Below are 23,101 nucleotides of genomic sequence, written 5' to 3' on the forward strand. Positions count from 1 at the left end.
TCTTTGTCCGGCGAGACCATCTTGCAGACCTCGTCGGCCAGCGCCGGCAAACTGGTGAACGACGCGAAGTCCTGCTTGCCTCGCTGCCCCGGGTACTGCACGGCCACCCGCTTGATGTCGGTGGTGAACGTCTTGGCGAACGGCACGTAGTACTGAGCCGACCCCCCGGCGTGCGGGAAGATGAACAGCTTCGGCTGAGTCTCCGCAGTCACTTGCGCACCTCCGGTCATGCGGTCACTCTATCGTCAGGCACCGTGTCTGCCCGTCGGTCGGCTCTCAGGCGAACGCCTCCACCGGCGGGCACGAACAGACCAGGTTGCGGTCCCCGTACGCGCCGTCGATGCGGCGCACCGGCGGCCAGACCTTCGGCCGGAACGACGCGCCCAGCGGGTAGGCCGCCTGCTCCCGGGTGTAGGGGTGGTTCCACTCGGCGACCAGCAGGCTCTCCGCGGTGTGCGGTGCCCCGCGCAGCGGGTTGTCCTCTGCCGGCCACGCGCCGGACCCGACCCTGTCGATCTCGGCCCGGATCGCGATCATCGCCTCGCAGAACGCGTCGATCTCGGTCAACGACTCGCTTTCGGTGGGCTCGACCATCAACGTGCCCGCCACCGGGAAGCTCATCGTCGGCGCGTGGAAACCGTAATCCGCCAGCCGCTTCGCCACGTCGTCGACGGTGACGCCGGTGGTCTTGGTGATGGTCCGCAGGTCGAGGATGCACTCGTGGGCCACCATGCCGTTCTCGCCGGTGTAGAGCACCGGGTAGTACTCGTCGAGTCGGCGGGCGATGTAGTTGGCCGATGCGATCGCCACCAGAGAGGCCGCACGCAGGCCCTGGGCGCCCATCATCCGGATGTAGGCCCACGTGATCGGCAGGATCGACGCCGATCCGTAGGGGGCTGCCGACACCGTGCGCTCGTCGGCCAGTTCGGCGGCCAGCGGGTGCCCGGGCAGGTACGGGGCCAGGTGGCTGCGCACGGCGACCGGCCCGACGCCGGGGCCACCGCCACCGTGCGGGATGCAGAAGGTCTTGTGCAGGTTCAGATGGCTGACATCGCCACCGAAGCGGCCCGGGCGGGCGAGGCCGACCAGCGCATTGAGGTTCGCGCCATCGACGTAGACCTGACCACCCGCGTCATGCACCGCAGCACAGATGTCCGCGATGTCGTGTTCGTACACCCCGTGCGTGGACGGGTAGGTGATCATCAACGCGGACAGTCGGTCTGCGTACTCGGCGACTTTGGCGCGCAGGTCGTCGAGGTCGACGTCACCGTTCGCCCGACACGCGACGACCACCACCTTCATCCCGACCATGGCGGCGGAGGCGGCATTGGTGCCGTGGGCACTGGACGGGATCAGGCAGACGTCGCGGCCGGTGTCTCCTCGCGCCGCATGGTAGGCCTGGATCGCCAGCAGACCCGCGTACTCCCCCTGCGATCCGGCGTTCGGTTGCAGCGAGACCTCGTCGTAGCCGGTGATACCGCTGAGCCAGGACTGCAGATCGGCGATCAGCCGGCGCAGTCCCGGGGTATCCGACGCCGGGGCGAACGGGTGCTGGCGGGCGAACTCGGACCAGGTGATGGGCTCCATCTCGGCGGCCGCATTGAGCTTCATCGTGCACGAACCGAGCGGAATCATGCTGCGGTCCAGCGCGATGTCCTTGTCGGCGAGCGAGCGCAGGTACCGCATCATCTCGGTCTCGGTGCGGTACCTGTGGAACGCGGGATGGGTGAGGAACTCCGAGGTCCTGGTGCCGATGTCGGTACCCACAGAATCCGCACGGTCGCCGGCCGATCCCCCGGAGAAGGCGCCCAGCACTGCCGAGACGTGATCGTCGTTGGTCGCCTCGTCGCAGGTCACCGAGACGTGGTCCGCGTCGACCACCCAGATGTTGATGCCGCGTTCCTTGGCCGCCGCCTGCACCTCGCGGGCACGTGCCGGCACCCGTGCGAGCACCGTGCCGAAGAACGAGTCGTGCACCACCTCGACGCCTGCCGCGGCCAGACCGGCGGCCAGCGAACCGGCATGGCGGTGAACCCGGTTCGCGATGGCGGTCAGGCCGGACGCGCCGTGGTAGCTCGCGTACATGGCCGCCATCACGGCGAGTAGCACCTGCGCGGTGCAGATGTTACTGGTGGCCTTGTCTCGGCGGATGTGCTGTTCACGGGTCTGTAATGCCAACCGGTACGCAGGCGACCCGTCGGCGTCCTTGGACACCCCCACAAGCCGGCCGGGCAGCTGCCGGGCGTGCTTGGACTGCACCGCCAGATAACCCGCGTGCGGACCGCCGAATCCCATTGGCACGCCGAAGCGTTGGGTGCTGCCGAAGGCAACGTCGGCATCGATCTCACCGGGAGGGGTGACCAGTGTCAACGCCAGGAGATCAGCTCCGACGGCCACCAGGGCGCCACGTTCGTGGGCTTGACCGACCAGTCCGCTCCAATCGTCGACGGCGCCGCTGGCACCCGGCAGCTGGGTGATCACGCCGAAGAAGTCACCGTCGGGCAGGCCGTCCCGCAGATCGGCGGTGACGATCTCGATTCCCAGCGGTTCGGCACGGGTCGCGAGGATCGCGGCGGTCTGCGCATAGACGTCGTTGTGGACGGCGATCCGGTTGCTCGACCCGCGCGCCGCGCGGTGCATGAGCGTCATCGCCTCCGCGGCGGCGGTCCCCTCGTCGAGCATCGACGCGTTGGCGACCTCCAGAGCCGTCAGGTCGGTGACCATCGTCTGGAAGTTCAGCAGTGCCTCGAGTCGGCCCTGGCTGATCTCGGGCTGATAGGGCGTGTACGCCGTATACCAGGCGGGGTTCTCGAGAATGTTCCGTCGCAGCACCGGTGGCGTGAGGGTGTCGAAGTAGCCCTGGCCGATCATCGACACCGCGACGGTGTTCGAATCGGCCAGCGCGCGCAGCTCTGCCAGTGCTTCGGCCTCGGTGGCCGCCGGCGGCAGCTGCTCCAACCCCGGAGCGATGCCCTCTGCGGTCACCGGGTCGAAGATGGCGGCGGGCACCGCCTTGGCGGCGAGTTCATCCAGCGAGGCGACGCCGATCGCGCCCAGCAGCGTGGCCACGGCCTGGGCATCCGGCCCGATGTGCCGGTCGACGAAACCGAGTTCGGAGGTGGTATCGGACATCACTGACATCTCCCGACGATTGCCGCGGGCGCGAGGAGCGCATGCGAACGGGACTCCTCCCCCTCTGTCGTCGACCCGTACCGGGCGCCTGAGAGATTCGGCCGGACGGGTGAGACTTCAGCCGCCGTGACCTTTCCCCATGGGCGGGTGGCCCGACCCCCAGGATCATCCGAGGACGGGGACCACCGCTTTCCAGAGGCATCGGGGCCTCGCGCGGTCCTGGGGCCTGAGAGGTTGACGGAGAGGTGTTGCTCCTTCGGCGCCCGTGGCTGGCGGCCACGGAACTCTCCCGCGCAAGGGCGATGCGCGCCTGAGTCTACCGGGAGGCGCGCCGGGGCGGCGGATCCGCCGACCGCTGTGGGCGTCCGGTCAGCCGATCTTTCTGTCGCGATGCTTGCGACGCGACGCCAGTTCGTCCTCCGGCGCGGCGATCGACTCACCACCGTCGGCACGCTCACCGGGGAAATCGGCGATCGCGCCGGTGAGCTCCCGCATCGCTCCGGACACCGCGATGCCGAACACTCCCTGCCCGCCCTGGAGCAGGTCGACGACTTCCTCGGCCGACGTGCACTCGTAGACCGTGGTGCCGTCGGAGAACAGCGTGATGTTGGCCAGATCCTGCACACCGCGCTGGCGTAGGTGATCGACCGCGACGCGGATGTTGTGCAGCGAGATGCCGGTGTCGAGAAGGCGCTTGACGATCTTGAGCACCAGGATGTCCTTGAACGAGTACAGCCGTTGGCTGCCCGATCCCGCCGCGCCCCGGATCGACGGCACCACCAGGGAGGTGCGGGCCCAGTAGTCCAGTTGGCGGTAGGTGATCCCGGCGATCTGGCAGGCGCTCGGCCCGCGGTACCCGACAAGCTCGTCGGGAACCGAATCGTCGGGGAACAGACCGCCCTGAACGGGCTCGGAGACCACCCGAGAGGAGCTTTCCGCCGGCGGGGCGCCGGTGGTCAGGTCCAGTTCCTCCTGGCGTGGCGTGTCTCCCACTTGTCGAATCCTCTCGCCATAAACCCGCGCCCTGACCTACGAGGCGGACGTGAACCCCGGTCGGAACTGTGTTTGAGCATACGCTTGGGGGCCTGTCCCTGACTGCCCGTCGCGACCAAGTATGGCTGCCCGATTCGGCCCCGGCGGAAACGCCGCCCGCGTGTCGAGTCCGACGAGACGCATCCGTGACCATCCCGGCCGCGGAAGTGCGCGCTAGGTGGCCTTGAAATCGTCGGGCGAGACGCTGTCGAGGAATTCCTTGAACTTCTCGACCTCGTCCTCACGCACGGCGCCGCCGGCTTCGTCGTCACCCTCGTCGGGGATCAGCAGCCCGGCCTCCGCGAGGACCGCCTCTTCGACGTAGATGGGAACACCCACCCGCAACGCGATGGCCACCGAATCCGACGGACGTGCCGACACCTTGATGTCGCGGTCGAAGATCAGATCCGCGTAGAAGGTGCCCTCCTGCAGGTCGACGATGCGGACCTCTTTGAGTGAATGCCCAAGCGCGCCAATGAGGTCGCGGATCAGATCGTGGGTCAGCGGTCGAGCGGGCTCGACGCCCTGCTGTTCCAGCGCGATGGCGGCGGCCTCCGACTGGCCGATCCAGATCGGGAGGTAGCGGTCACCGTTCGACTCCCGCAGCAGCAGAACGGGCTGGTTCTGGGGCTGCTCGACCCGAATGCCGATCACACGAACCTCACCCATCTGTGCCTGCCCTCCGCACCGGTGTGCTGCTCAATTCAATCCGAGCCGAGTTCTGCCCGGGTGCCACGAATTCATCGAGAACCCGCCATCGCGAGTCTAGTCCTCAGCGATCCAGAACGTCGCGTACGGCCGACTTGATCAACGACGTGTGCAACGTGATGGCCAGAGCCGCCACCTCGCGCGCCAGATCGTCGGCCCGGTCCCGCGCACCCGCCTTGTTCGCCTTGACCACCGGACCCGCGATCTGGGCGATCAGATCGGATTGCCGGTCGGCGGCGGACCGGAAAGCCCGCAGGTGCCGCGGTTCGACGCCGTAGTCGGCCAGGGCGCGGGCACATTGGGCGATCACGACGGAATGCTCGTCGAACAGGACCGTGCTGCCGCCCTTGAAGATCGGTGTGATCACCCCCGCCTTGACCAGCGAGGTGAGCAACGCGTCGTCGACACCGGAACGTTCCAGCAGATCGTCGCGGCTCAACCGGGCCTGCGTCGGCGCGACCGCGGCACGGCCTGCCGAAGCGTCGGTGGTCCCTTCGGCGACGGTTGTCAGGCGCGGCGTGGCGTACACCGACCCGGCTTGCGGGAGCTCACCGTCGGGCTGCGCGTCGAGTTGCGCCTTGATGACCTTCAGCGGCAGGTACTGGTCACGCTGGGCGGTGAGGATGAACCGCAGGCGGGCACAGTCGTAGGCGGTGAACCGCCGGTACCCCGACGCGGTGCGTTCCGGGGTGACCAGGCCTTCGGCTTCCAGGAAGCGGATCTTGGAGATCGTCACGTCGGGGAAATCGCTGCGCAGCAGATCGAGGACGGCCCCGATGGACATCCCGCTGAGTCCGGCGGCGTCGGGTTGTGTCATCGGGTCGTCGTGCGGTGATCGTGGTGTCGGTTGCGGCGGCGGCCAGTCAGCCGGCCGCGCCGTCGTCGCCCTTCGGCCCGGTGAGGAACACCAGGCGGAACTTGCCGATCTGCACCTCGTCGCCGTTGGCCAGCACTGCCGAATCCACCGGTTCCCGGTTGACATAGGTGCCGTTGAGGCTGCCCACGTCGACTACCTGGAACTCGCCACTCTCGAGCCGGAACTCGGCGTGCCGGCGGCTCACGGTGACGTCGTCGAGGAAGATGTCGCTGTCGGGGTGCCGACCCGCCGAGGTGGTGGGCTGGTCGAGCAGGAACCGCGACCCGGCGTTGGGGCCGCGTTTGACCACCAGGAGTGCCGAACCGACCGGCAGTCCCTCGACCCCGGAAACCGCGCTCTCGCCGCCGGGAGCCGGTGGTGCGTCCAGTTCGCTGAGGAAGTCGGCTCGGAACACCGATGTCGTCTCCACGGTGACCTCGTCAGAGTCAGCCCCAGAGTTCAAGTCCTTGTCCGTCACCCGCTGCTCCTCACTGGCTGCTGTGGCGATATCCGGCCGGAACCCCCAGCCGTCGCGCCGCTGGTGTCGACCGTACCGCGCAGTGGACTCAGTTGTGTCCACCACTGCCGGATCCGCGCGTTGCGATCCCGTCTGCTCGACCCTAACAACACTTCAGTCGGTCACGTGGCCGCGGTAGCCCTCCGCGTCCATCAGCTCCCCGAGTCCGGCCTCCAGCGCGGCCCCATCGGCCTGGAGTTCGACCAGCCAGCCCGCGCCGTACGGATCGGAGTTGACCAGCTGCGGGTTGCCGTCCAGATCACCGTTGACCGCAACGACTTTCGCGGTGATGGGGGCGTACAGGTCGGACACCGACTTGGTCGACTCCACCTCACCGAAGGACTCTCCGGAGGTCACCTCGGTCCCCACGTCGGGCAGCTGGACAAAAACCACGTCTCCCAGTGCGGACTGCGCGAAGTCGGTGACACCCACGCGCACCGTGTCGTCGCCGGTTCGCTGCACCCACTCGTGTTCGGCGGTGTAGGACAGCTCGGCGGGGATCTCGCTCACGGCGCTCCTCTGGTTCTGGTCTATTTGACGGGCTGAGCGTATTGGCGCGGTTTCGGTTGCCGCAAGGCGGTGACGTCGACTCGGTCGGATTGTTGTATCACCATCCTGCCGCCGACGCGCTCGATGCTGTCCATCGCACCGCCCGGGATGTTCATCGCGGCCGCCAGCGTGGGCGGATCGCCAATCGCGAGAACCGAATACGGCGGATTGACCGTCGTGGCGTCGGCGACCAGTGCGCCCGGGGTGCCCACGACCCAGGTGTCGACACCGACCCGCACGGAGACCTGCTCACCGCGCTGTCCGCCGCGGATCTCCATCGCCTCGGCGCCGGCCGCGCGCAGCTCGTTGATCACGTCGAGCATGGTCTCGGAGGAGACGCCCCGCGCGGGATCCTCGATGGTCAGCGTCACCCCCGGCCCGGTCGCGGGCACGGTGCCGATCATGATCGACAACGCCGCCAGCCGAGCGCTGGCGTTCTCGATCGCCGCCTGATCGCTGCTGCCGGAGGCCCGCAGCTGGGCCAGCGTCCGCTGCAGCTCGGCGACCTCGGTGTTCAGCGCGGCCTCCCGCTGCTGCAGCGAGTCCAGCAACAACAGCAGATCCGCGGGGCGTGCTGTCTCCAGCGAGTCCCCCGACTCTGTCTGGCGGACCTGAGTGGCGATCGACACACCCAGCAGCAGGCACAACAGCACGGCGAGCACCCCGAAGACGACCTGTGAGCGCCCGCGGGACACCGCGTCCGGCGCGTCACCGGCGGGCAGCTCGTGGCGGCCGTGATGGGACTCGGCGGCGTGCTGCGGCGGGTGCTCAGTACTCATCGGGGCCCTCTGCTCTTCGCGCAAGCGCTCATCGCCGCCCTCTGCTCTTCGCGCAAGCGCTCATCGCCCCCCTCTGCTCTTCGCGCAGGCGCTCATCGCCGCCTCACGCCCCGAACAGCCTGCGCCGCAGCGCGGCGGCGTTGCCGAAGATCCGGATACCGAGCACCACGATGATCGCGGTGGACAGTTGGGTGCCGACACCCAGCTGGTCTCCGACGTAGACGATGAGCGCGGCCACCAGGACGTTGAACACGAATGACACGACGAACACCTTGGAGTCGAAAATCCGTTCCAGGTAGGCCCGCAGCCCACCGAACACCGCGTCGAGGGCCGCGACCACCGCGATCGGCAGGTAGGGCGCGACGACGTCGGGAACACTGGGATGGAAGACGACACCGAGCACGATGCCGACGACGAGGGCGAGGATTCCGATCAATTGGGTCCACTCTGTCGCGCGAAGTTGATTTCACGAACCGACGCTGCCGGCAGTGCCAGCCCGTCACCGCCGGCGACCGCGACCCCGACGTCGTAGGACATCTCCAGCAGTCGCAGCCGCCGAAGCCCGGCGCTGCGGTCGAACGTGTCCTGCATCGCGTGCGGCGGGCCCACCGCGAGGATGACATAGGGACTGGTGATCGGCTGGTTGTCGACCAGGATGCCGCCGCCGGCCTGACGGATCGTCACGTTCGGCCCGATGCGCACCCCGCCCACCGAGATCGCCTCGGCGCCGCTGACCCACAACGAGTTCACGACCAGTTGCAGGTCGCGGTCGAGGAGCACCTGCGGACTGCCGTCGACCCGCTGTTCGGAGACGTCGGTGAGATCGGGTGAGAGGCCCGGGTCGGTGACAGTCACGGTCAGCCCCGGCCCGATCACCGGTATCGCCGCAGCCGCGGCGTTGGCCACGTCGAGGTCGGCGAGCAGCCGGCGGCCGGCGGCATCACCGTCGAGGCGGCTGCGCCGTGCTGCGTCCACTTCGGCAGCAAGGCGGTCGCGCCGATCCGCGAGCTGCTCTGCCTCCGTCTCTGCGGAACGCACGTTGCCCGCAAGCACCTGCTGTGATTCGCGCACCCCCGGCGCGGTGGTCTGCGCCTGCGACCACGCCAGCGTGAATACGGCCACCACTGCCACCGCCGCGAGTACCTGCCAGGTCCGTTCGGCGGCCTTGCCCCGTCGCCGCTCGGCGTTCGCCGCTGCGGCGTATCCGGGGTCGAGGTGGTCGGAGAGCAACGACCGCAACAGCGACGGCACCGGGATCAGCGTCGGTCGGCCCGCCTCGTGGGTGTTCCGTCCCGCGTCGGGGTCGAACCCCCCCAAGGTGTTCATGAGTTGATTATTCGCCCCCCGGCGTCGCTCATGGGTCAGACGTCCCCGTCGGCATCGTCCTTTTCGGCACAGTTCGCATCACCATGCCCACCTGGATCAGGTAGAGGATCCCCGACCACAGATACAGGGCCATGCCCCAGATCAGAAAGCCCCACCCGCACGCCAGCACCACCCGGGCCCACAGCGCCTCGTACTGGCCGAGCAGCACCAATGGTAGGCCGGACATCAGCGCGAACGTCGCCGCCTTGCCGAGGTAGGTGACCGGAAGCGCCGCCAGGCCGCGGCTGCGCAACAGCGGCAGGGTCGCGGCCAGTACCAGGTCCCGCCCGAGCAGCAGCGCCACGATCCACCACGGGATCACCCCGGCCACAGCCAGGGCGACCGGCACCACCACCATGTAGATCCGGTCCACCGCCGGATCGAGCAGCGCGCCCAGCTTCGAGGACTGGTTGTCCACCAGCCGCGCGATCTTGCCGTCCGCCCAGTCCGACGCGCCGCTGAACATCAGCACGGCGACCGCCCAGCCCGTGGCGTCGGCGGCCAGCAGCAGGTACAGGAAGACCGGCACCAGCGCCAACCGGATGGCCGACAGGACGTTGGGCACCGTCAGTACCCGATCCTGCGGCAGCACGTCGCCGGTCGCGGCGTCCCCGCCTGCCGAATCGCCCGCGGCCCTGGCCATCCGTGAAACCTAGCGGAACACGCCGGGCAGGCTCAGTGCGGACATCGAGTCGTCGGACAGCGGGTTGTCGTGCACCATGTACGTCCAGGTCGAGGTCGGCCGGGCCAGCTTGGAAAGGTCGACGCCCTGCTCGTCCTCGATCGACGGTGCGGTGTCGAACGTCTGCTGGGCGGCTTCGATGGCATCGGCGGCCAGCGAGGCGAACGCGTCGACCGCCATCCGGTGGAACTCGTCGAGCGGGTTCTGCCTGCCGAGGGCCCGCAGGTGGATGCTCTCCCGGATGTCGGCCAGATACGCCAGGTGCTCGGTCCAGCCGCGGTCGAGGTGGTAGAGCATGATCAGGCGGCAGATCTTCTCCAACTTCTCCTCGGCGTCGTCGCCGAGTCGTTCGCTGAGCTCCTGATAGCGGGTCGCAGACAGCTCGGCCAGTTCGTCGCGCGCCGTCGCGGTGCGCAGCAGGGTGTCGCGGCGCTCGACGAGGATCGCGCGCTGCTGGGCGATGAGCTGGTTGTAGCGCCAGGTGGTGGCGTGGACCTCGAGCAGCCGGCCCTCGGCGATGCGCTGGGCGTGTTCGAGCAGCGTCGCGGCCTTCGGGCTCACCACCCGGCCGTCCTCGTCGCATTCCAGCGGCAGCTTGTTGGGTTCGAGGTGAGACACCACGACGTCGTCTTCCCAACTGGAGAAGAACACCGACGAGCCAGGGTCGCCCTGTCGGCCGGCGCGACCGCGCAGCTGGTTGTCGAGCCGTTCGGTGTGGTGGCGGCCGGTGCCGATGACGTGCAGTCCTCCGAGTTCGGCGACGGCATCATGGTCTGCCTCGTCCGAACCGCCCAGCCGGATGTCGGTGCCGCGGCCGGCCATCTGGGTGGACACGGTGACCGCGCCCAGAGCACCCGCCTCGGCGATGACGACGGCCTCCTCGGCGTCGTTCTTGGCGTTGAGCACGATCGCGGGGACGCCGGCCTTGACCAGACGCTGGTGCAGTTCCTCGGATTCGGCGACGTCGCGGGTGCCCACCAGCACCGGCTGGCGGGTCTGGTGGACGGCCGCGATGTGCTCGGCGATGGCGTCGTTCTTGGCGGCCACGGTGACGTACACCCGGTCGGTCTCGTCCTCGCGGATGTTCGGGGTGTTGGGGGCGATCGGTGACACCCCGAGCTTGTAGAACTGGCGCAGCTGCTCGCCGGCGGCCAGCGCCGTACCGGTCATCCCGCAGACCCGGGGATATCGGTTGATCAGGGCCTGCACGGTGATGGTGTCGAGCACCTCGCCGGTCTCGGTGGTGGCGATACCCTCCTTGGCCTCCACGGCGGCCTGCAGACCGTCGGGCCACCGCTGCAGCGTGGCGATGCGACCGCGGGAGGCGTTGATCAGGTGTACGGCGTCGTCGCGCACGATGTAGTGGATGTCGCGTTGCAGCAGGACGTGGGCGTGCAGCGCGACGTTGATCTCGGTGAGCGTGGTCGCGACATGCTCCTCGGAGTACAGATCGATGCCACCGAGGGCCGCCTCGACCTTGAGCGCGCCCGCCTCCGTGAGGTGCACGTTGCGGTTGTCCTCATCAGTGGCGAAGTCCTTGCCCTCGTCGAGCTCGCCGACCAGCCGGATCAGCTCGACGCGCGGGGTCTCCCGATGGCTGGTGCCGGCCAGCACCAGCGGCACCAGCGCCTCGTCGACGAGCACCGAGTCGGCTTCGTCGATGAGTGCCACCTCCGGGTGCGGCGACACCAGGTCGTCGACGTCGGTGACCAGTTGGTCGCGCAGCACGTCGAAGCCGATCTCGTTGACCGAGGCGTAGGTGACGTTGCACTGGTAGGCCTGGCGGCGTTCGGCGGCGGTGGAATCGGCGGTGATCCAGCCGACGGTCAGTCCCATCGCCTCGATCAGCGGGCCCATCCACTCGGCGTCCCGGCGGGCCAGGTAGTCGTTGATCGTGATGACGTGCACGCTGCGGCCCGCGAGCGCGTAGCCGGCGGCCGCGATGGCGCCGGAGAGGGTCTTGCCCTCACCGGTGGCCATCTCGACGACGTCGCCGGCCAGCATCCGCAGCGCGGCCTGCAACTGGACGTCGAAGGGACGCAGCGTCGTCGTTCTCTCCGACGCCTCCCGGGCGATGGCCAGGAACTGGGGAATGTCGGCGGAGTCGGCCAGATCGTCGAGTTCGAGCAACCGGGCGGCCTTGCGGAGTTGCTCGTCATCGAGTCCCGCGGCCTTCTCGTCGTAGTCGGCGGACCGGTGGACCAGTTCCATCGACTGCGTCTGGTCTTTGTCGGTACTGGCGCCGAGCAGCTTCCAGAATCGGTTGGAGATCCGTCCTGTCCTGGGTTTCGACGACGATTTCGTAGAGGTCCGAGCCACATGTTCAAGGTACGCGGCCCGCGACCGCCGTCGACCCGTAGGCCGGGCGGGCGTGTCCGGTCCACGCCGGGCTCGAGCCGACCGGAATGCCGGTCTGCCGCGGCGGCCTGCGGTAGCTTCGCCGCAGGCAGGCTGGCCGGCGGGGGGAGGTGAAGGCTTGGAGACCGAGACATTCGCGCCGACCTTCGAGCCGTCCCTCGACTGGAGCCGCGAGCTGTGGAACTCTGCGCTGTGGGTCGCGACGACGTTCGTACTCACGGCCTTCTGTCTGCTGATCGTGCTGCTGGCACTGGGCCGATTCACCGAGTGGGGACGTCAATTCTGGCGTGTCACAGGCGATTACTTCACGGGCCGACGCAGCGTCACGGTGTGGCTGCTGGTCGCCTTCCTGCTGTTGTCGTTGGTCGTCGCGGTCCGCATCAACGTGCTGCTGACCTACTACATCAACGACCTGTTCACCGCGCTGCAGATCGCCTTCCAGGGCGGGACCTCCGAAGCGGCTGGGGCCAGCGGTGTCGCCGGGTTCTGGGCGACGATGGTGGTGTTCGCCGTGCTGGCCGGGTGTTTCGTCGTCCGGTTGCTGCTCGACATGTACGTCATGCAGCGCTTCATCATGCGATGGCGTATCTGGCTGAGCCGCCGGTTCATCGGCGACTGGCTCGGCGACCTGGCCTATTATCGCGCCCAGTTCTCCAGCAGGCCCATCGACAACCCGGATCAACGCATCCAGCAGGACATCGACGTGTTCACCACCGGAGTCGGTGGCCAGACGAACAACCCGATGTACAACTCGGGCAACACACTGCTGTTCGGTGCGGTGGAGGCCGTGCTGTCGGTGTTGACGTTCGGTGCGATCCTGTGGCGGCTGTCGGAACCGGTGTTGCTTGCCGGCCTCACCCTGCCACGGGCGCTGTTCTGGATCGTGCTGGTCTATGTCCTGGTGGGCACCGTCGTCGCGGTGGCCATCGGCCGCCCGCTGATCCGGCTCAGCTACCTCAACGAGAAGCGCAACGCCGGATTCCGTTACGCGCTGGTGCGGGTGCGTGACGGCGGCGCCGCGATCGGCCTCTACCGCGGCGAGTCCGCGGAGCGCTCGCTGCTCAAGGGGCGGCTGGACTCGGTGATGGACAACTACCGCCGGTGGCTCAACCGGATGATGCTGTTCTTCGGCTGGAACGTCTCGATGAGTCAGGCGATCAACCCGCTGCCCTGGCTCGTCCAGGCACAGGGGTTGTTCGCCGGCCGGCTGTCCTTCGGCGACGTGTGGCAGTCCTCCATCGCGTTCGGCGCGATCCACGATTCGTTGTCGTTCTTCCGCAACGCCTACGACCAGTTCGCCAGCTACCGCGCGGTGATCATCCGTCTCGACGGGCTGGCCGGGCAGAACGTCCAGGCCGCTGACTTCGACTCGGTGCAGACCGGACGGTCGGCGGGCGGCGCGCTCGAGGTGGCGGGCGTCGAGGTGCGCAAGCCGGACGGGACGCCGCTGGTGCGCACTTTGGACCTGCACCTCGACGCGGGCGAGACGCTGCTGATCGCCGGCCCGTCGGGGATGGGCAAGTCCGTGCTGCTGCAGAGCCTGGCCGGGCTGTGGCCGTTCGCGACAGGACAGGTGCGGCTCCCGAACGGCCGCGACGACGCGATGTTCGTACCCCAACTGCCCTATCTGCCGATCGGTGACCTGCGGGCCGTGGTCGCCTACCCCCGCGGCCCGGGGGTGGTCGACGACCGGGCCATTCAACAGGCACTGTTCGATGTCGCGCTGTCACATCTGGTGATCCGACTCAACGACGTGCAGGAGTGGACCAAGGTGCTCTCGGTGGGCGAGCAGCAGCGGATCGCGTTCGCCCGCATCCTGCTGAACCGGCCCTCGGCGGTGTTTCTCGACGAGACGACATCGGCGATGGACGAGGGCCTCGAGCAGATGTTGTACCGCGCAGTCCGTGCGGAGCTGCCGCAGACCGTCATCGTGAGCGTCAGCCACCGGGCGACGGTCCAACAGTTCCACGACCAGCGGCTGGAACTCGTCGGGGACGGGGAATGGCGGCTGGGCCGACTCGCGCCGTCGGGTTAGCGCGCTCCGCCACGCTGCTGGCCGACGGCCAGGGTAGTTTGCCCGAATGGAAACGTTCACCCCAACGCTGAACTGGGACGACGAGGTCTGGACCTCGTTGGCATGGATCGCCAAAGGCTGGGCGTACGCCGCCGTCGCGACCCTGGTGGCGCTGGTACTGATCGCCCGCTACACCGAGTGGGGCCGCCAGTTCTGGCGGGTCACCCGTGGCTATTTCACCGGGCGCGACAGCGTGATCGTGTGGCTCTGGCTGGCGGGCATCCTGCTGCTGGTGATCGCGAGCGTCCGGTTGTCGGTGCTGTTCAGCTTCCAGGGCAACGACATGATGACCAGCTTCCAGGTCATCGCGGCCGGAGTCGGAGCCGGTGACGACACCGTCCGGGAATCCGGCCGGGACGGCTTCTGGTTGTCGATGACGGTGTTCGCGGTGCTGGCGGTCATCAACGTCGCCACGATCATGATCGACCTGTTGGCGACACAGCGGTTCATGCTGCGGTGGCGGGCCTGGCTCACCGACCAGCTGACCGGGGACTGGCTCGACGGTAAGGCCTACTACCGTTCGCGGTTCATCGACGACACCATCGACAACCCCGACCAGCGCATCCAGATGGACATCGACATCTTCACCGCCGGTGTCGGCCCGCTGCCCAACCGGCCCAACAACACCTCGGGAACGACACTGCTTTTCGGCGCCATCTCGTCGATCGCCGCGATGATCTCGTTCACCGCGATCCTGTGGAATCTGTCGGGTCCGGTGACCCTGCCGTTCGTCGGCGTCGAGCTACCGAAGGCGATGTTCTGGATCGGTCTGGCATACATCTTGTTCGCCACGGTCGTCGCATTCTGGATCGGCCGCCCGATCATCGGGTTGGCCTTCCGCAACGAGAAGTTCAACGCTGCTTTCCGGTACGCCCTGGTGCGTCTGCGTGACGCCGCCGAGGCGGTGGCGTTCTACCGCGGCGAGATCGCCGAGCGCACCGGTCTGCTGAGGCTTTTCGCGCCGATCGTGGACAATTACAAGAGATACGTCAACCGGATGGCCGGCTTCCTCGGCTGGAACCTCTCGATCAGCCAGGCGCAGGAACTGATTCCCTACATCGTGCAGTTCCCGAGGTTCTACAGCGGCGAGATCACCCTCGGACAGCTCTCGCAGACCGCCAGTGCGTTCCGCGAGATCCTCAGCGGGCTCTCGTTCTTCCGCAACGCCTACGACGACTTCGCCGGCTACCGCGCCGCGATCATCCGTCTGTACGGCCTCGTCATCGCCAACGAGGAGGGCCGCGAGCTGCCGTCCCTCAACGCGGAGAACTCCGCCGACGGCGGGGTCCAGCTCGATGACGTCGAGGTGCGAACCCCGGACGGACGCCGGCTGATCGATCCACTCGACCTGTCGCTGCAACGTGGCGATGCGCTGGTGATCACCGGCGCCTCCGGCACCGGAAAGACCACACTGCTGCGCAGCCTGGGGCGGTTGTGGCCGTTCGCCTCGGGTTCGATCAGCTATCCGATCGAGGACAACGCCACGATGTTCCTGTCGCAGATGCCGTATGTGCCGCTGGGCGATCTGCGCGCGGTGGTGTCGTATCCCAACGCGATCGGGTCCATCACCGATGACGATCTGCGCGCGGTGCTGGAACGGGTGGCGCTGCCGCACCTGGTCGGTCGGCTCGACGAGGAGCAGGACTGGGCCAAGGTGCTCTCCCCCGGTGAGCAACAACGCATCGCGTTCGCGCGGATCCTGCTCACCAAGCCGCAGGCGGTGTTCCTCGACGAATCGACCTCAGCGCTCGACGAGGGTCTGGAGTTGACGCTCTACCGGCTGGTGCGCAGCGAGCTCCCGGACACCATCGTGGTCAGCGTCAGCCACCGCAGCACCGTCGAGCAGCACCACACCCGCCAGCTGCAACTGCTGGGCGAAGGCCGTTGGTATCTCGGGGATGTCGGTGAGGAACCGACGCGCGTGTAGCGCCCTACTGCTGGGGCCGCGCTGCGTGCTCTCCCGCCCGCCGCCCGAAAAACGACCCCTCCCCCAGCTGTGTGCCGCTCGCATAACCCTTGCCGTCCTGGGCGATGTTGGACGCGCACGCGCCCGCGGCGTACAGCCCGCGGACCGCGCTGCCGTCCTCGCGTAGCACCTCCCCGTCGATGGACACCTTCAGCCCGCCCATCGTGAAACCGGAGTACATCGCCCGGCCCAGGGTCAGGTCGAAAGCCGCCCACGGGCCATGATCCTGTGCCGCAACGTATTCCGGCTGCTTGTGAAAGTCCGGGTCCTGGCCGTCGGCGGCGTTGCGGTTGTAACGGTCCAGGGTCGCGGCGAGGTTTCCTTCCGGAATTCCCAGCGCAGACTCCATCTCTGCGACCGTCTCCCACCCATCGATGAACTTGATCAACGGCATCTCGGGCATCTGCATGTGGGCCTCGTCGACGATCAGGTATGCCGACTGCCCGGGCTGTTCCAGCACGAAAGCCGAAGTGCGCGAATGATAGGAGTCCTCGGCGACGAACCGCTGCCCGTCGGAGTTGACGATCACCCCGGTCAGCAGGATCTCCGGCGGGTACGCGGCGGCGGTGATGAACAGCTCATCCATATTGGTGGCCACGCCGCCGACAGAGACCCCCAGCTTGATGCCGAGACCGTCATCGTTCGGGTTGCCGAGGATGTAGGGGGCAGCCATGCCGTGGTGCTTCGTCTTGCGCTCCTGACCGAGTGCCGGAGTGTATTCAGCCACCATCTCGGCGTTCATCGCGAAGCCGCCGGCAGCGACGATGACCGACTTGCTCTTCACCTCACCGGTTTCGGTGAAGTGCTTCCAACGCACCCCCGCGACCGCGCCGTCGTCGTCGACCACGAGCGCGGTCGCTCCGGTTTCGTAGCGGATCTGCACCCCGAGCTCGGCGGCACGCTTGAGCAGCAGGTCGATCACCATCGCCGCGCCACCCAGTTCGCCGGGGACCGGCACGGAGTGTCCGCGCGGAGCGGGCTTGGCCTGCTCGCAGAACGGCCACACCTTTTCATTGCCGGTGTAGGACAGCCCCTCGGTGCCCGGCGGGACGACGACCTTGCCGGGGTAGAAGTTGCGCTCGAACTGAAAGCCCAGCGCCTCGAGCCAGTCGAAGTGCTCCACGCTGCCCTCGCAGTAGGCGCGGATCTTGTCGTGCTCGGGGTCGCGTGACTGCGACACCAGGTATTTGTACATCTCGTCCGGGGAATCGTCGTGACCGGTGGCCTGCTGGACGGCCGTCCCGCCGCCGAGGTAGAAGTGCCCACCGGCCATCGATGTGGTCCCGCCCGCTGCGGCGGCCTTCTCCAGCACCAGGACGCGGGCTCCGGCGGCTGCGGCGCTGACGGCCGCGCACCCGCCGGCGATGCCGAACCCGAGGACCACCACGTCGGTCTCCTCGGACCAGGACGTGACCTCATCCACGCTCACGGTTTCCGGGATGTGCTGCATGGTCAATTCTGCTCCTGTTTGATGTGGTCGAAGAGGGCGTGGATCTGTGGCGGGATGTGGGCGATCTCGATGTAGGGCACGCCCGAACTCTCGGCCGAGACGTAGGCGAACCGCATCCCGCCGGGCATCGTGCCCGACATGACGACGGGTGCGCCGTCACGTTCGGCCGCGTCGACGGCGGCCTCGAACCGCTCGACGTCGGGGGCCTCGACGCAGATATGGTGCAGGCCGGGGCCGCAGCGCTGGAGGAACTCGGTGTACACGCTGTCACCGGTCACCGGGGCGATCACTTCCAGTTGGGTGTCTCCGGCGTAGCTCAACGAGATGTCGGCGACGAAATCGGCGGGTCGCCCGCGGTACGAACACATGTCGGGGCTGAAGTGCACGCCCGGCATCCGGGTCCACCTCTTGGCGCCCAACAGCGCGGTGAGCGCCTTCTCGGTGGCTGCGAGGTCGGCGGTCACCCAGGCGATCTGGACAGGTGTCTGGTCAAGCATCTCCTCGAGAATATCGACCCGGGGCCGTGCTGGCTAGAACGTGTTCTAGTTCGGCCGCTGTTGACGCATGGTGCAGCGTCTCCGATGACCAATACATGGTGACGCCTGCACTGCCGAAGGCGGCGGTGACGGCCGTGGCGGCCGTCGTCGCTGTCGCCACCCTCGGCGGACCGTCCGCGCAGGCGACGCCGCCGTCGTTTCCCGATGTCGGCTCGTACCCCGCCAGTCGATCTCGGCGATTATCGGGTTCAGGATGCCCATCCGAGTGCCTCGGGGTGGGCTTTCCGGACGCCGGGCGGGCTGCGGTGCCAGCTCAGCCTGATCGCCGAACTCGGGGTGTTCTGCCAGGGGCCGCTACCCGGCGCGCAAGCCGACCTCGACATGGTCTCGGTTTCGTTGACCCGTCCAGCGCGGTTCGGCCGGTCCGGCACGAAGTCGGTGACGCGACCTATCCGTTGTTGCCAATCGGCACGAAGATCGCGCCGGACAACGGGGTGGTCTGCGCGGTTCCGAGCGACGGCGCACTGGCCTGCCGTGCGGGAAAGCCGGCATCCTGGCCTCGCGACACGCCCGATCCGCCGGATCGCCACTACGGGGAGCACGGGTTTGTCGTCAGTCCATCGGGGACTCAGGCGTTCTGACCGACCAGCATCTCGACCACCAGGCTCAGCTGCGTGTCGAACACCGCCGCGTGATCGGTGAAGGTGTCGGTTCCGTACTGTCCGAAGATCTCCAGGCTGATGGCGCCGACCAGGGTCGCCCATAGAACCAGGCACTTGGCGACCACCGTGTCGTCGACCGCGAAGTCGAACTCGGCGCGCAGCCCGTCGAAGTCCGATGACAACGACGGTGGCACAGTGATTTTCGACGAGGCGACATCGCCCGCGGCAACGCCTGTCGCCACGACGCCGAAGAGTGCGCCGACCACCCTGGTGCCCGGCGCGACCGTCTGCTCCCGAGGGGCGTGATACCCGGGTACCGGACTTCCGTAGAGCAGGGTCCAGCTCGCCGGCTCCCGGACGGCCCACGACCGGGCCGCCCGCCCCATCGCGAGAAGCTGCTTGCGCCACGCATCCGGTGCGGCGTCGCGGGCGAGGTCGACGGCGTCGGCGAGGTCGGTGTAGGCGTCGACGAGCAGCAGCGTCAGGAGCTCGTCGCGGCTGCCGACATAGCGGTACACGGCCGAGGACACCATGCCCAGGTCGCGGGCGATGGCGCGCAACGACAGCCCGGCCGCGCCCTCGGTCACCAGATGACGCCGGCCCAGTTCGATGATGCGGCGTTCGGTCCGGTCGCGGGAGTCCTGTCGCTTGCCCACCGGCCCAGTGTGACACAAAACGAGATCACTGCTCTTGATTTCAGCGGCGCTGGGTGACAGCCTCAGTAATGAGAGCACTGCTCTCCATTATCCGATGAAAGGGAACTCCGATGAAACAGCGTGCCGACATGGAACAGCGTTACGACGTTCCGGGACTCAACGCCCGGATCTTCAACGAAGCGATCCGGCATCTCGCCGAAATGGGGGTGAGCATCGCGGGCAGCACCGCCCTGCGGGTGCGGGGCCGCAGCACCGGCCGAACACGAGGCGTGGTGGTGAATCTGTTGTCCGTCGACGGTCGGCAGTACCTGGTTTCCCCGCGGGGAAACACCCAGTGGGCGCGCAACGTGCGCGCCGCGGGAGCTGTCGAGATGGGACCGCGGTGGCGTTCACGCCGCCGCCGTGCGGTCGAGCTGCCCGACGAGGCCAAGACCGAACTGCTCGAGCGCTACCTCGACCGGTGGTACTGGCAGGTCAAGGGCCACGTCGGCGGGCTCACCCCGGCCTCGACGGCCGCCGAGCGGCGTGTGGTGGCGCCGTCGATCCCGGTGTTCGAGCTTCGCGATTAAGGCAGCGCGGGAGGTGTGGCGAGGCTGGCCGACGCCGAGGAGATCGTGTCCTCGCGGGCCTGCTGGCTGGTGACCTGCCACGACACCGCGGCCGGCAGGCTGCCCCAAGTGCTGTTGAACATTCCGATGAGCACGGTGCGTCCGTCTGGCATCGGCGTGTACACGGGGCCTCCGGAGTCACCCTTGCGGCTGACCACGCCGTTGGCCATCGTGAACCAGCCGTTGTTGACCGCCTCGATGGTCCCGCAGCTCTCCCCCGTCACCACGCCGAAGTGGCAGATCGGCATACCTACGACAGGCAGCACCGCGGGATCGGTGACCAGCACCCGTCCACTGGGCAGCACGTTGTTGACGGCGACCTCGGGAACCAGGTGGATCACCTGCCAGTCGGCGATCTGGTGGTTGGTGTCGATCGTGGTGCCGTCGGGGGTGTTGTCCCGGAACGAACCCTGCCTGCCGATGAAATTGCCCTGCTTGTCCGAGACCGTGCCCGATGCGCGGCAGTGCCCCGCGGTGAACGCCACCCGCGTCTGCGGGTCGACGTAGCCGAGGGTGCACAGCACCGAATCCTGGTGGATCTCCATGCCGGGGTGGACGACCACACCCGGTTGGGCGTGCGCGGGCGCCGATGTCAGCAGGATGGCCAGCAGCGGGGCAGCCACCGCCAGCAGGGACACCAGCCATCGACGCGCCGATCGTGTTGACGGCTGAACAGACATGGCGCCCCTCGCTCTTCCGGCCGGTGATACCCGCTGTCACGGCTTATGTAACAGGCTGATCGCAATCCGGAAAAGGGGCGTTACATGTCAGCGTTACATGTCGGGGGTGCGCCGCAACCGCACGACTTGACCCGGGGCTCACGAATCGAAGCCGAGCCCGGCGGCGTCCAGCGCCCGCAGCAACAGGTTGCGCCGGCCCGCGGAATGGTCGGCCCGGTCCAGTGACCACCTGGTGGCCTGGATGCCGACGCTGGCAAGCGGCTCCGGCGGAAAGGGCAGCGGCTTCTTGCGCACCATCTCCAGCCGGGTGCGGGGCGTCTGCGTGGCGTCCAGCAGATCCAGACACACGTCGGCGGCGAACCGGGTGGCGCCGACACCCAGCCCGGTGAACCCGTTGACGTAGGCGACGCGGCCTTCGCGGGCCAGGCCCCAGTGCGCGCAGAATCGGGTGTTGGTGTCGATGGGTCCGGCCCATCGATGGCTGAACCGGACGTCGTCGAGTTGCGGGAAGGTGATGAAGAAGTGCGCCGCCAGCCGCCGGTAGGTCTCCCGGCGGTCCTCGTAGTCGGTTTTGACGTGCCGGCCGAAATGGTAGACGGCGTCGTACCCGCCCCAGACGATCCGATTGTCCATCGTCAGGCGGTAGTAGTGGAACTGGTTGGCGGAGTCGCCGATTCCCTGCCGGCGTTGCCAGCCCACGCGCTCGAGTTGCGCCTCGGTCAGCGGCTCGGTGGCCAGCACGTAGTCGTACACGGGCACGGTGAACAGCCGGTTGCGCTTGAGCAGGCTGGGGAACACGTTGGTCGCCAACACCACCTGACGGCAGGTGACCGCCGGCCCGTCGGTGTGCACCCGCAGCGCGGCGCCGCCCGAGTCGATCTGGTTCGCGGTGGTGTGCTCGAAGATCTCGACACCGAGATCGCGGCAGGCCCGCGCCAGCTCCAGCGCCAGCTTGGCGGGGTTGACGACCGCGCACGTGTCAGGGCTGTAGAGACCCGCGAGATACGTCGGTGAATGGACTTCGGCGCGGACCCCTGGCTCGTCGAGCAGCTGTCCCTGCCCGTCGGCGGCGGCCTCCTCGAGCCATGTGACCTGATGCGGTTCGGTGGCCACCGTCAGCATCCCGGTGCGCTGCCATTCGGTGTCGAGGCCCAGTTCGGCGATCTCGGTCTGCATGCCGTCGAGGTTCTCCATGCCCATCGCCTCGAGCGTGTCGATGTCGTTGGGCCAGCGGGATTTTCCGTTTTCGAACCCATGGGTCAGGCTGGCGTCGACGAAGCCGCCGTTGCGCCCGGAGGCCGCCCAACCGATGCGGTCGGCCTCGATCAGCACGATCCGCCTGTCCGGGTGGCGGCGCGCGGCGTGCAGCGCGCTCCACAGGCCGGTGTAGCCGCCGCCGATCACCAGCAGGTCGCAGGTGAGTGGGCCCGAGGGCGCGGGGAACTCCGGGCGCGCGATGTCCAGCCACACCGAGCCGAGCGCACTTTCGGCCAGTGACCGATCTACCAGTGCGGGGCCGACGTTGGCATCGAAAACCGTCTCCACTCTGCGCACACTACGGCCTGCCCACGGGCCGTGTCGCCGATCGTTGACGCTATCGGGGAACCTAGGCCGGCGGTTGGTCGCCGGCCCGGGCCGCGCCCACGGGCAGCCACCCGGGTGGGCCGAAGATGTAGCCGAGCTTGTCGCGAATTCTGCGGGCGGCCCGCACGTCGCGGCCGATGGCCGCGTATTCGCGCGTCTGCAGCTTCCAGATGTTGAACGTGTCCACCGGTTTGGTCAATCCGTAGTGCGGCCGGAACAGCTCCGGCTGGAAGGTGCGGAACAACCGATCCCAGCGATCAGGATGCCACCGTAGTTCTTGTCCAGGTACTGGGGGTCCATTCCGTGGTGCACCCGGTGGTGCGAGGGCGCGTTGAACACGAATTCGATTGGGCGCCAGAGCTTACCGATGCGTTCAGTATGGATCCAGAACTGGTAGATCAGGCTGATCGAGAAACTCGCGAACACCATCCACGGCGGAACGCCCAACAGTGGCAGGGGAATCCACATCAGGATCTCCCCGCTGTTGTTCCACTTCTGCGGCAGCGCGGTGGCGAAGTTGAAGTACTGGCTGGAATGGTGGGCCTGGTGGGTGGCCCAGATCAACCGGACCCGGTGCGCGGTGCGGTGGTAGGCGTAGAAGAGCAGATCCACGCCGACGATCGCGATCACCCACGTGTACCACTGGGTGGCGGACAGATGCCACGGGGCCAGGTAGGCATAGATCGCCGCATAACCCAGCAGCGCCAGGAACTTCCACGCACCCATCGTGAAGATCGACACCAGCCCCATCGAGATGCTGGCCCAGGAGTCGCGCGCGAAGTGGGCCCCGCGACCCGGCCGCCCGGGCTCGGCGGAATCCGGCACGTGCTCGAGTTTGCGGGCGGCCGTCCACTCGATGACCAGCAGGAGCAGGAAGAACGGGACGGCGAACAGCACCGGGTCGCGCATCTGCGGCGGCAGCATGTCGAGCAACTCCATGGCGGCA

Annotated in this window: 20 protein-coding genes, 2 pseudogenes and 1 riboswitch; of the genes and pseudogenes, 4 read left to right on the top strand and 18 right to left on the bottom strand. The window is 67.8% G+C overall.

The window, feature by feature from the left end; genetic code table 11:
* From WA944_RS06325 to secA2, 12 genes are all read right to left on the bottom strand, one after another.
* A partial coding sequence (locus WA944_RS06325) for a thioesterase domain-containing protein (RefSeq protein WP_526646596.1) occupies positions 1 to 230 on the bottom strand: 230 nt, incomplete at its 3' end.
* A 46-nt stretch (positions 231 to 276) separates the two neighbouring features.
* Complete coding sequence (gcvP, locus tag WA944_RS06330; RefSeq protein WP_526369602.1) at positions 277 to 3,132, bottom strand: aminomethyl-transferring glycine dehydrogenase; 2,856 nt, start codon at positions 3,130 to 3,132, stop codon at positions 277 to 279.
* 204 nt (positions 3,133 to 3,336) lie between these two features.
* Positions 3,337 to 3,434, bottom strand: a riboswitch (glycine riboswitch).
* A 67-nt stretch (positions 3,435 to 3,501) separates the two neighbouring features.
* Complete coding sequence (locus WA944_RS06335; RefSeq protein ID WP_163890926.1) at positions 3,502 to 4,125, bottom strand: MerR family transcriptional regulator; 624 nt, start codon at positions 4,123 to 4,125, stop codon at positions 3,502 to 3,504.
* Between the two features lie 213 nt (positions 4,126 to 4,338).
* Positions 4,339 to 4,833 carry a bifunctional nuclease family protein gene (locus WA944_RS06340; RefSeq protein WP_163890924.1) on the bottom strand — a complete coding sequence of 165 codons (495 nt, stop codon included), beginning with the start codon at positions 4,831 to 4,833 and terminating at the stop codon, positions 4,339 to 4,341.
* 103 nt (positions 4,834 to 4,936) lie between these two features.
* Complete coding sequence (gene ftsR, locus WA944_RS06345; protein ID WP_526369600.1) at positions 4,937 to 5,689, bottom strand: transcriptional regulator FtsR; 753 nt, start codon at positions 5,687 to 5,689, stop codon at positions 4,937 to 4,939.
* A gap of 46 nt (positions 5,690 to 5,735) precedes the next feature.
* Positions 5,736 to 6,206, bottom strand: coding sequence for a glycogen accumulation regulator GarA (gene garA, locus WA944_RS06350; RefSeq protein ID WP_163896087.1), 471 nt, complete (start codon positions 6,204 to 6,206; stop codon positions 5,736 to 5,738).
* Between the two features lie 153 nt (positions 6,207 to 6,359).
* Positions 6,360 to 6,755 (bottom strand): glycine cleavage system protein GcvH, encoded by a 396-nt coding sequence (gene gcvH, locus WA944_RS06355; RefSeq protein WP_526369598.1) that lies wholly within the window; start codon positions 6,753 to 6,755, stop codon positions 6,360 to 6,362.
* Positions 6,756 to 6,775: 20 nt separating this feature from the next.
* A complete protein-coding gene (locus WA944_RS06360; protein ID WP_526369596.1) occupies positions 6,776 to 7,573 on the bottom strand; it encodes a DUF881 domain-containing protein in 798 nt (265 codons plus the stop codon).
* 103 nt (positions 7,574 to 7,676) lie between these two features.
* Positions 7,677 to 8,009, bottom strand: a complete 333-nt coding sequence (locus tag WA944_RS06365; RefSeq protein ID WP_159229958.1) for a small basic family protein — start codon at positions 8,007 to 8,009, stop codon at positions 7,677 to 7,679.
* Complete coding sequence (locus WA944_RS06370) at positions 8,006 to 8,899, bottom strand: DUF881 domain-containing protein (RefSeq protein WP_526369594.1); 894 nt, start codon at positions 8,897 to 8,899, stop codon at positions 8,006 to 8,008. Before WA944_RS06370 ends, WA944_RS06365 begins: the two co-directional genes overlap by 4 nt.
* Positions 8,900 to 8,927: 28 nt before the next feature.
* Entirely contained in the window at positions 8,928 to 9,581 is a 654-nt protein-coding gene (locus tag WA944_RS06375) for a CDP-alcohol phosphatidyltransferase family protein (protein WP_526369592.1), read from the bottom strand.
* A 9-nt stretch (positions 9,582 to 9,590) separates the two neighbouring features.
* Positions 9,591 to 11,939 carry an accessory Sec system translocase SecA2 gene (gene secA2 / locus WA944_RS06380; RefSeq protein WP_526369590.1) on the bottom strand — a complete coding sequence of 783 codons (2,349 nt, stop codon included), beginning with the start codon at positions 11,937 to 11,939 and terminating at the stop codon, positions 9,591 to 9,593.
* Positions 11,940 to 12,096: 157 nt separating this feature from the next.
* On the opposite strand from secA2, the gene WA944_RS06385 reads away from it, so the two are divergent.
* On the top strand, positions 12,097 to 14,013 hold the full coding sequence (locus WA944_RS06385) for an ABC transporter ATP-binding protein/permease (RefSeq protein WP_526611252.1): 1,917 nt from the start codon (positions 12,097 to 12,099) through the stop codon (positions 14,011 to 14,013).
* 46 nt (positions 14,014 to 14,059) lie between these two features.
* Positions 14,060 to 15,979 carry an ABC transporter ATP-binding protein/permease gene (locus WA944_RS06390; RefSeq protein WP_526369586.1) on the top strand — a complete coding sequence of 640 codons (1,920 nt, stop codon included), beginning with the start codon at positions 14,060 to 14,062 and terminating at the stop codon, positions 15,977 to 15,979.
* A 4-nt stretch (positions 15,980 to 15,983) separates the two neighbouring features.
* Here WA944_RS06390 and WA944_RS06395 read toward each other — a convergent pair whose 3' ends face one another.
* Both WA944_RS06395 and WA944_RS06400 read right to left on the bottom strand, forming a co-directional pair.
* Positions 15,984 to 17,468, bottom strand: a complete 1,485-nt coding sequence (locus tag WA944_RS06395; protein ID WP_526369608.1) for an FAD-binding protein — start codon at positions 17,466 to 17,468, stop codon at positions 15,984 to 15,986.
* Positions 17,469 to 17,470: 2 nt separating this feature from the next.
* Positions 17,471 to 17,965 (bottom strand): VOC family protein, encoded by a 495-nt coding sequence (locus WA944_RS06400; protein ID WP_526369584.1) that lies wholly within the window; start codon positions 17,963 to 17,965, stop codon positions 17,471 to 17,473.
* 134 nt (positions 17,966 to 18,099) lie between these two features.
* On the opposite strand from WA944_RS06400, the pseudogene WA944_RS06405 reads away from it, so the two are divergent.
* A pseudogene (locus WA944_RS06405) lies at positions 18,100 to 18,606 on the top strand (hypothetical protein).
* Here WA944_RS06405 and WA944_RS06410 read toward each other — a convergent pair.
* Positions 18,594 to 19,283 (bottom strand): TetR/AcrR family transcriptional regulator, encoded by a 690-nt coding sequence (locus tag WA944_RS06410; RefSeq protein WP_526369582.1) that lies wholly within the window; start codon positions 19,281 to 19,283, stop codon positions 18,594 to 18,596. The pseudogene WA944_RS06405 and the gene WA944_RS06410 sit on opposite strands and share 13 nt — an antisense overlap.
* Positions 19,284 to 19,411: 128 nt before the next feature.
* Here WA944_RS06410 and WA944_RS06415 point away from each other — a divergent pair, with 128 nt between their 5' ends.
* Positions 19,412 to 19,852 (top strand): nitroreductase/quinone reductase family protein, encoded by a 441-nt coding sequence (locus WA944_RS06415; RefSeq protein WP_526369606.1) that lies wholly within the window; start codon positions 19,412 to 19,414, stop codon positions 19,850 to 19,852.
* Here WA944_RS06415 and WA944_RS06420 read toward each other — a convergent pair.
* From WA944_RS06420 to WA944_RS06430, 3 genes and pseudogenes are all read right to left on the bottom strand, one after another.
* Entirely contained in the window at positions 19,849 to 20,571 is a 723-nt protein-coding gene (locus tag WA944_RS06420; RefSeq protein WP_526369580.1) for an Rv1815 family serine proteinase, read from the bottom strand. The two genes, WA944_RS06415 and WA944_RS06420, sit on opposite strands and share 4 nt — an antisense overlap.
* A gap of 138 nt (positions 20,572 to 20,709) precedes the next feature.
* Positions 20,710 to 22,116, bottom strand: coding sequence for an NAD(P)/FAD-dependent oxidoreductase (locus WA944_RS06425; protein WP_526608927.1), 1,407 nt, complete (start codon positions 22,114 to 22,116; stop codon positions 20,710 to 20,712).
* A gap of 61 nt (positions 22,117 to 22,177) precedes the next feature.
* Positions 22,178 to 23,094, bottom strand: a pseudogene (locus WA944_RS06430) (sterol desaturase family protein).
* Positions 23,095 to 23,101 lie beyond the last annotated feature (7 nt).

Origin of the sequence: Mycobacterium sp. (assembly GCF_049683355.1) — a bacterium.
Lineage (GTDB): Bacteria > Actinomycetota > Actinomycetes > Mycobacteriales > Mycobacteriaceae > Mycobacterium.

Excerpts from the sequence above, each read along its gene's own strand:
- WA944_RS06340 (WP_163890924.1), bottom strand. The coding sequence starts at position 4,833 with ATGGGTGAGGTTCGTGTGATCGGCATTCGGGTCGAGCAGCCCCAGAAC.
- WA944_RS06375 (WP_526369592.1), bottom strand. The coding sequence starts at position 9,581 with ATGGCCAGGGCCGCGGGCGATTCGGCAGGCGGGGACGCCGCGACCGGC.
- gcvP (WP_526369602.1), bottom strand. The coding sequence starts at position 3,132 with ATGTCCGATACCACCTCCGAACTCGGTTTCGTCGACCGGCACATCGGG.
- WA944_RS06395 (WP_526369608.1), bottom strand. The coding sequence starts at position 17,468 with ATGCAGCACATCCCGGAAACCGTGAGCGTGGATGAGGTCACGTCCTGG.
- WA944_RS06360 (WP_526369596.1), bottom strand. The coding sequence starts at position 7,573 with ATGAGTACTGAGCACCCGCCGCAGCACGCCGCCGAGTCCCATCACGGC.
- WA944_RS06415 (WP_526369606.1), top strand. The coding sequence starts at position 19,412 with ATGGAACAGCGTTACGACGTTCCGGGACTCAACGCCCGGATCTTCAAC.
- WA944_RS06370 (WP_526369594.1), bottom strand. The coding sequence starts at position 8,899 with ATGAACACCTTGGGGGGGTTCGACCCCGACGCGGGACGGAACACCCAC.
- WA944_RS06390 (WP_526369586.1), top strand. The coding sequence starts at position 14,060 with ATGGAAACGTTCACCCCAACGCTGAACTGGGACGACGAGGTCTGGACC.
- WA944_RS06400 (WP_526369584.1), bottom strand. The coding sequence starts at position 17,965 with ATGCTTGACCAGACACCTGTCCAGATCGCCTGGGTGACCGCCGACCTC.
- WA944_RS06420 (WP_526369580.1), bottom strand. The coding sequence starts at position 20,571 with ATGTCTGTTCAGCCGTCAACACGATCGGCGCGTCGATGGCTGGTGTCC.
- ftsR (WP_526369600.1), bottom strand. The coding sequence starts at position 5,689 with ATGACACAACCCGACGCCGCCGGACTCAGCGGGATGTCCATCGGGGCC.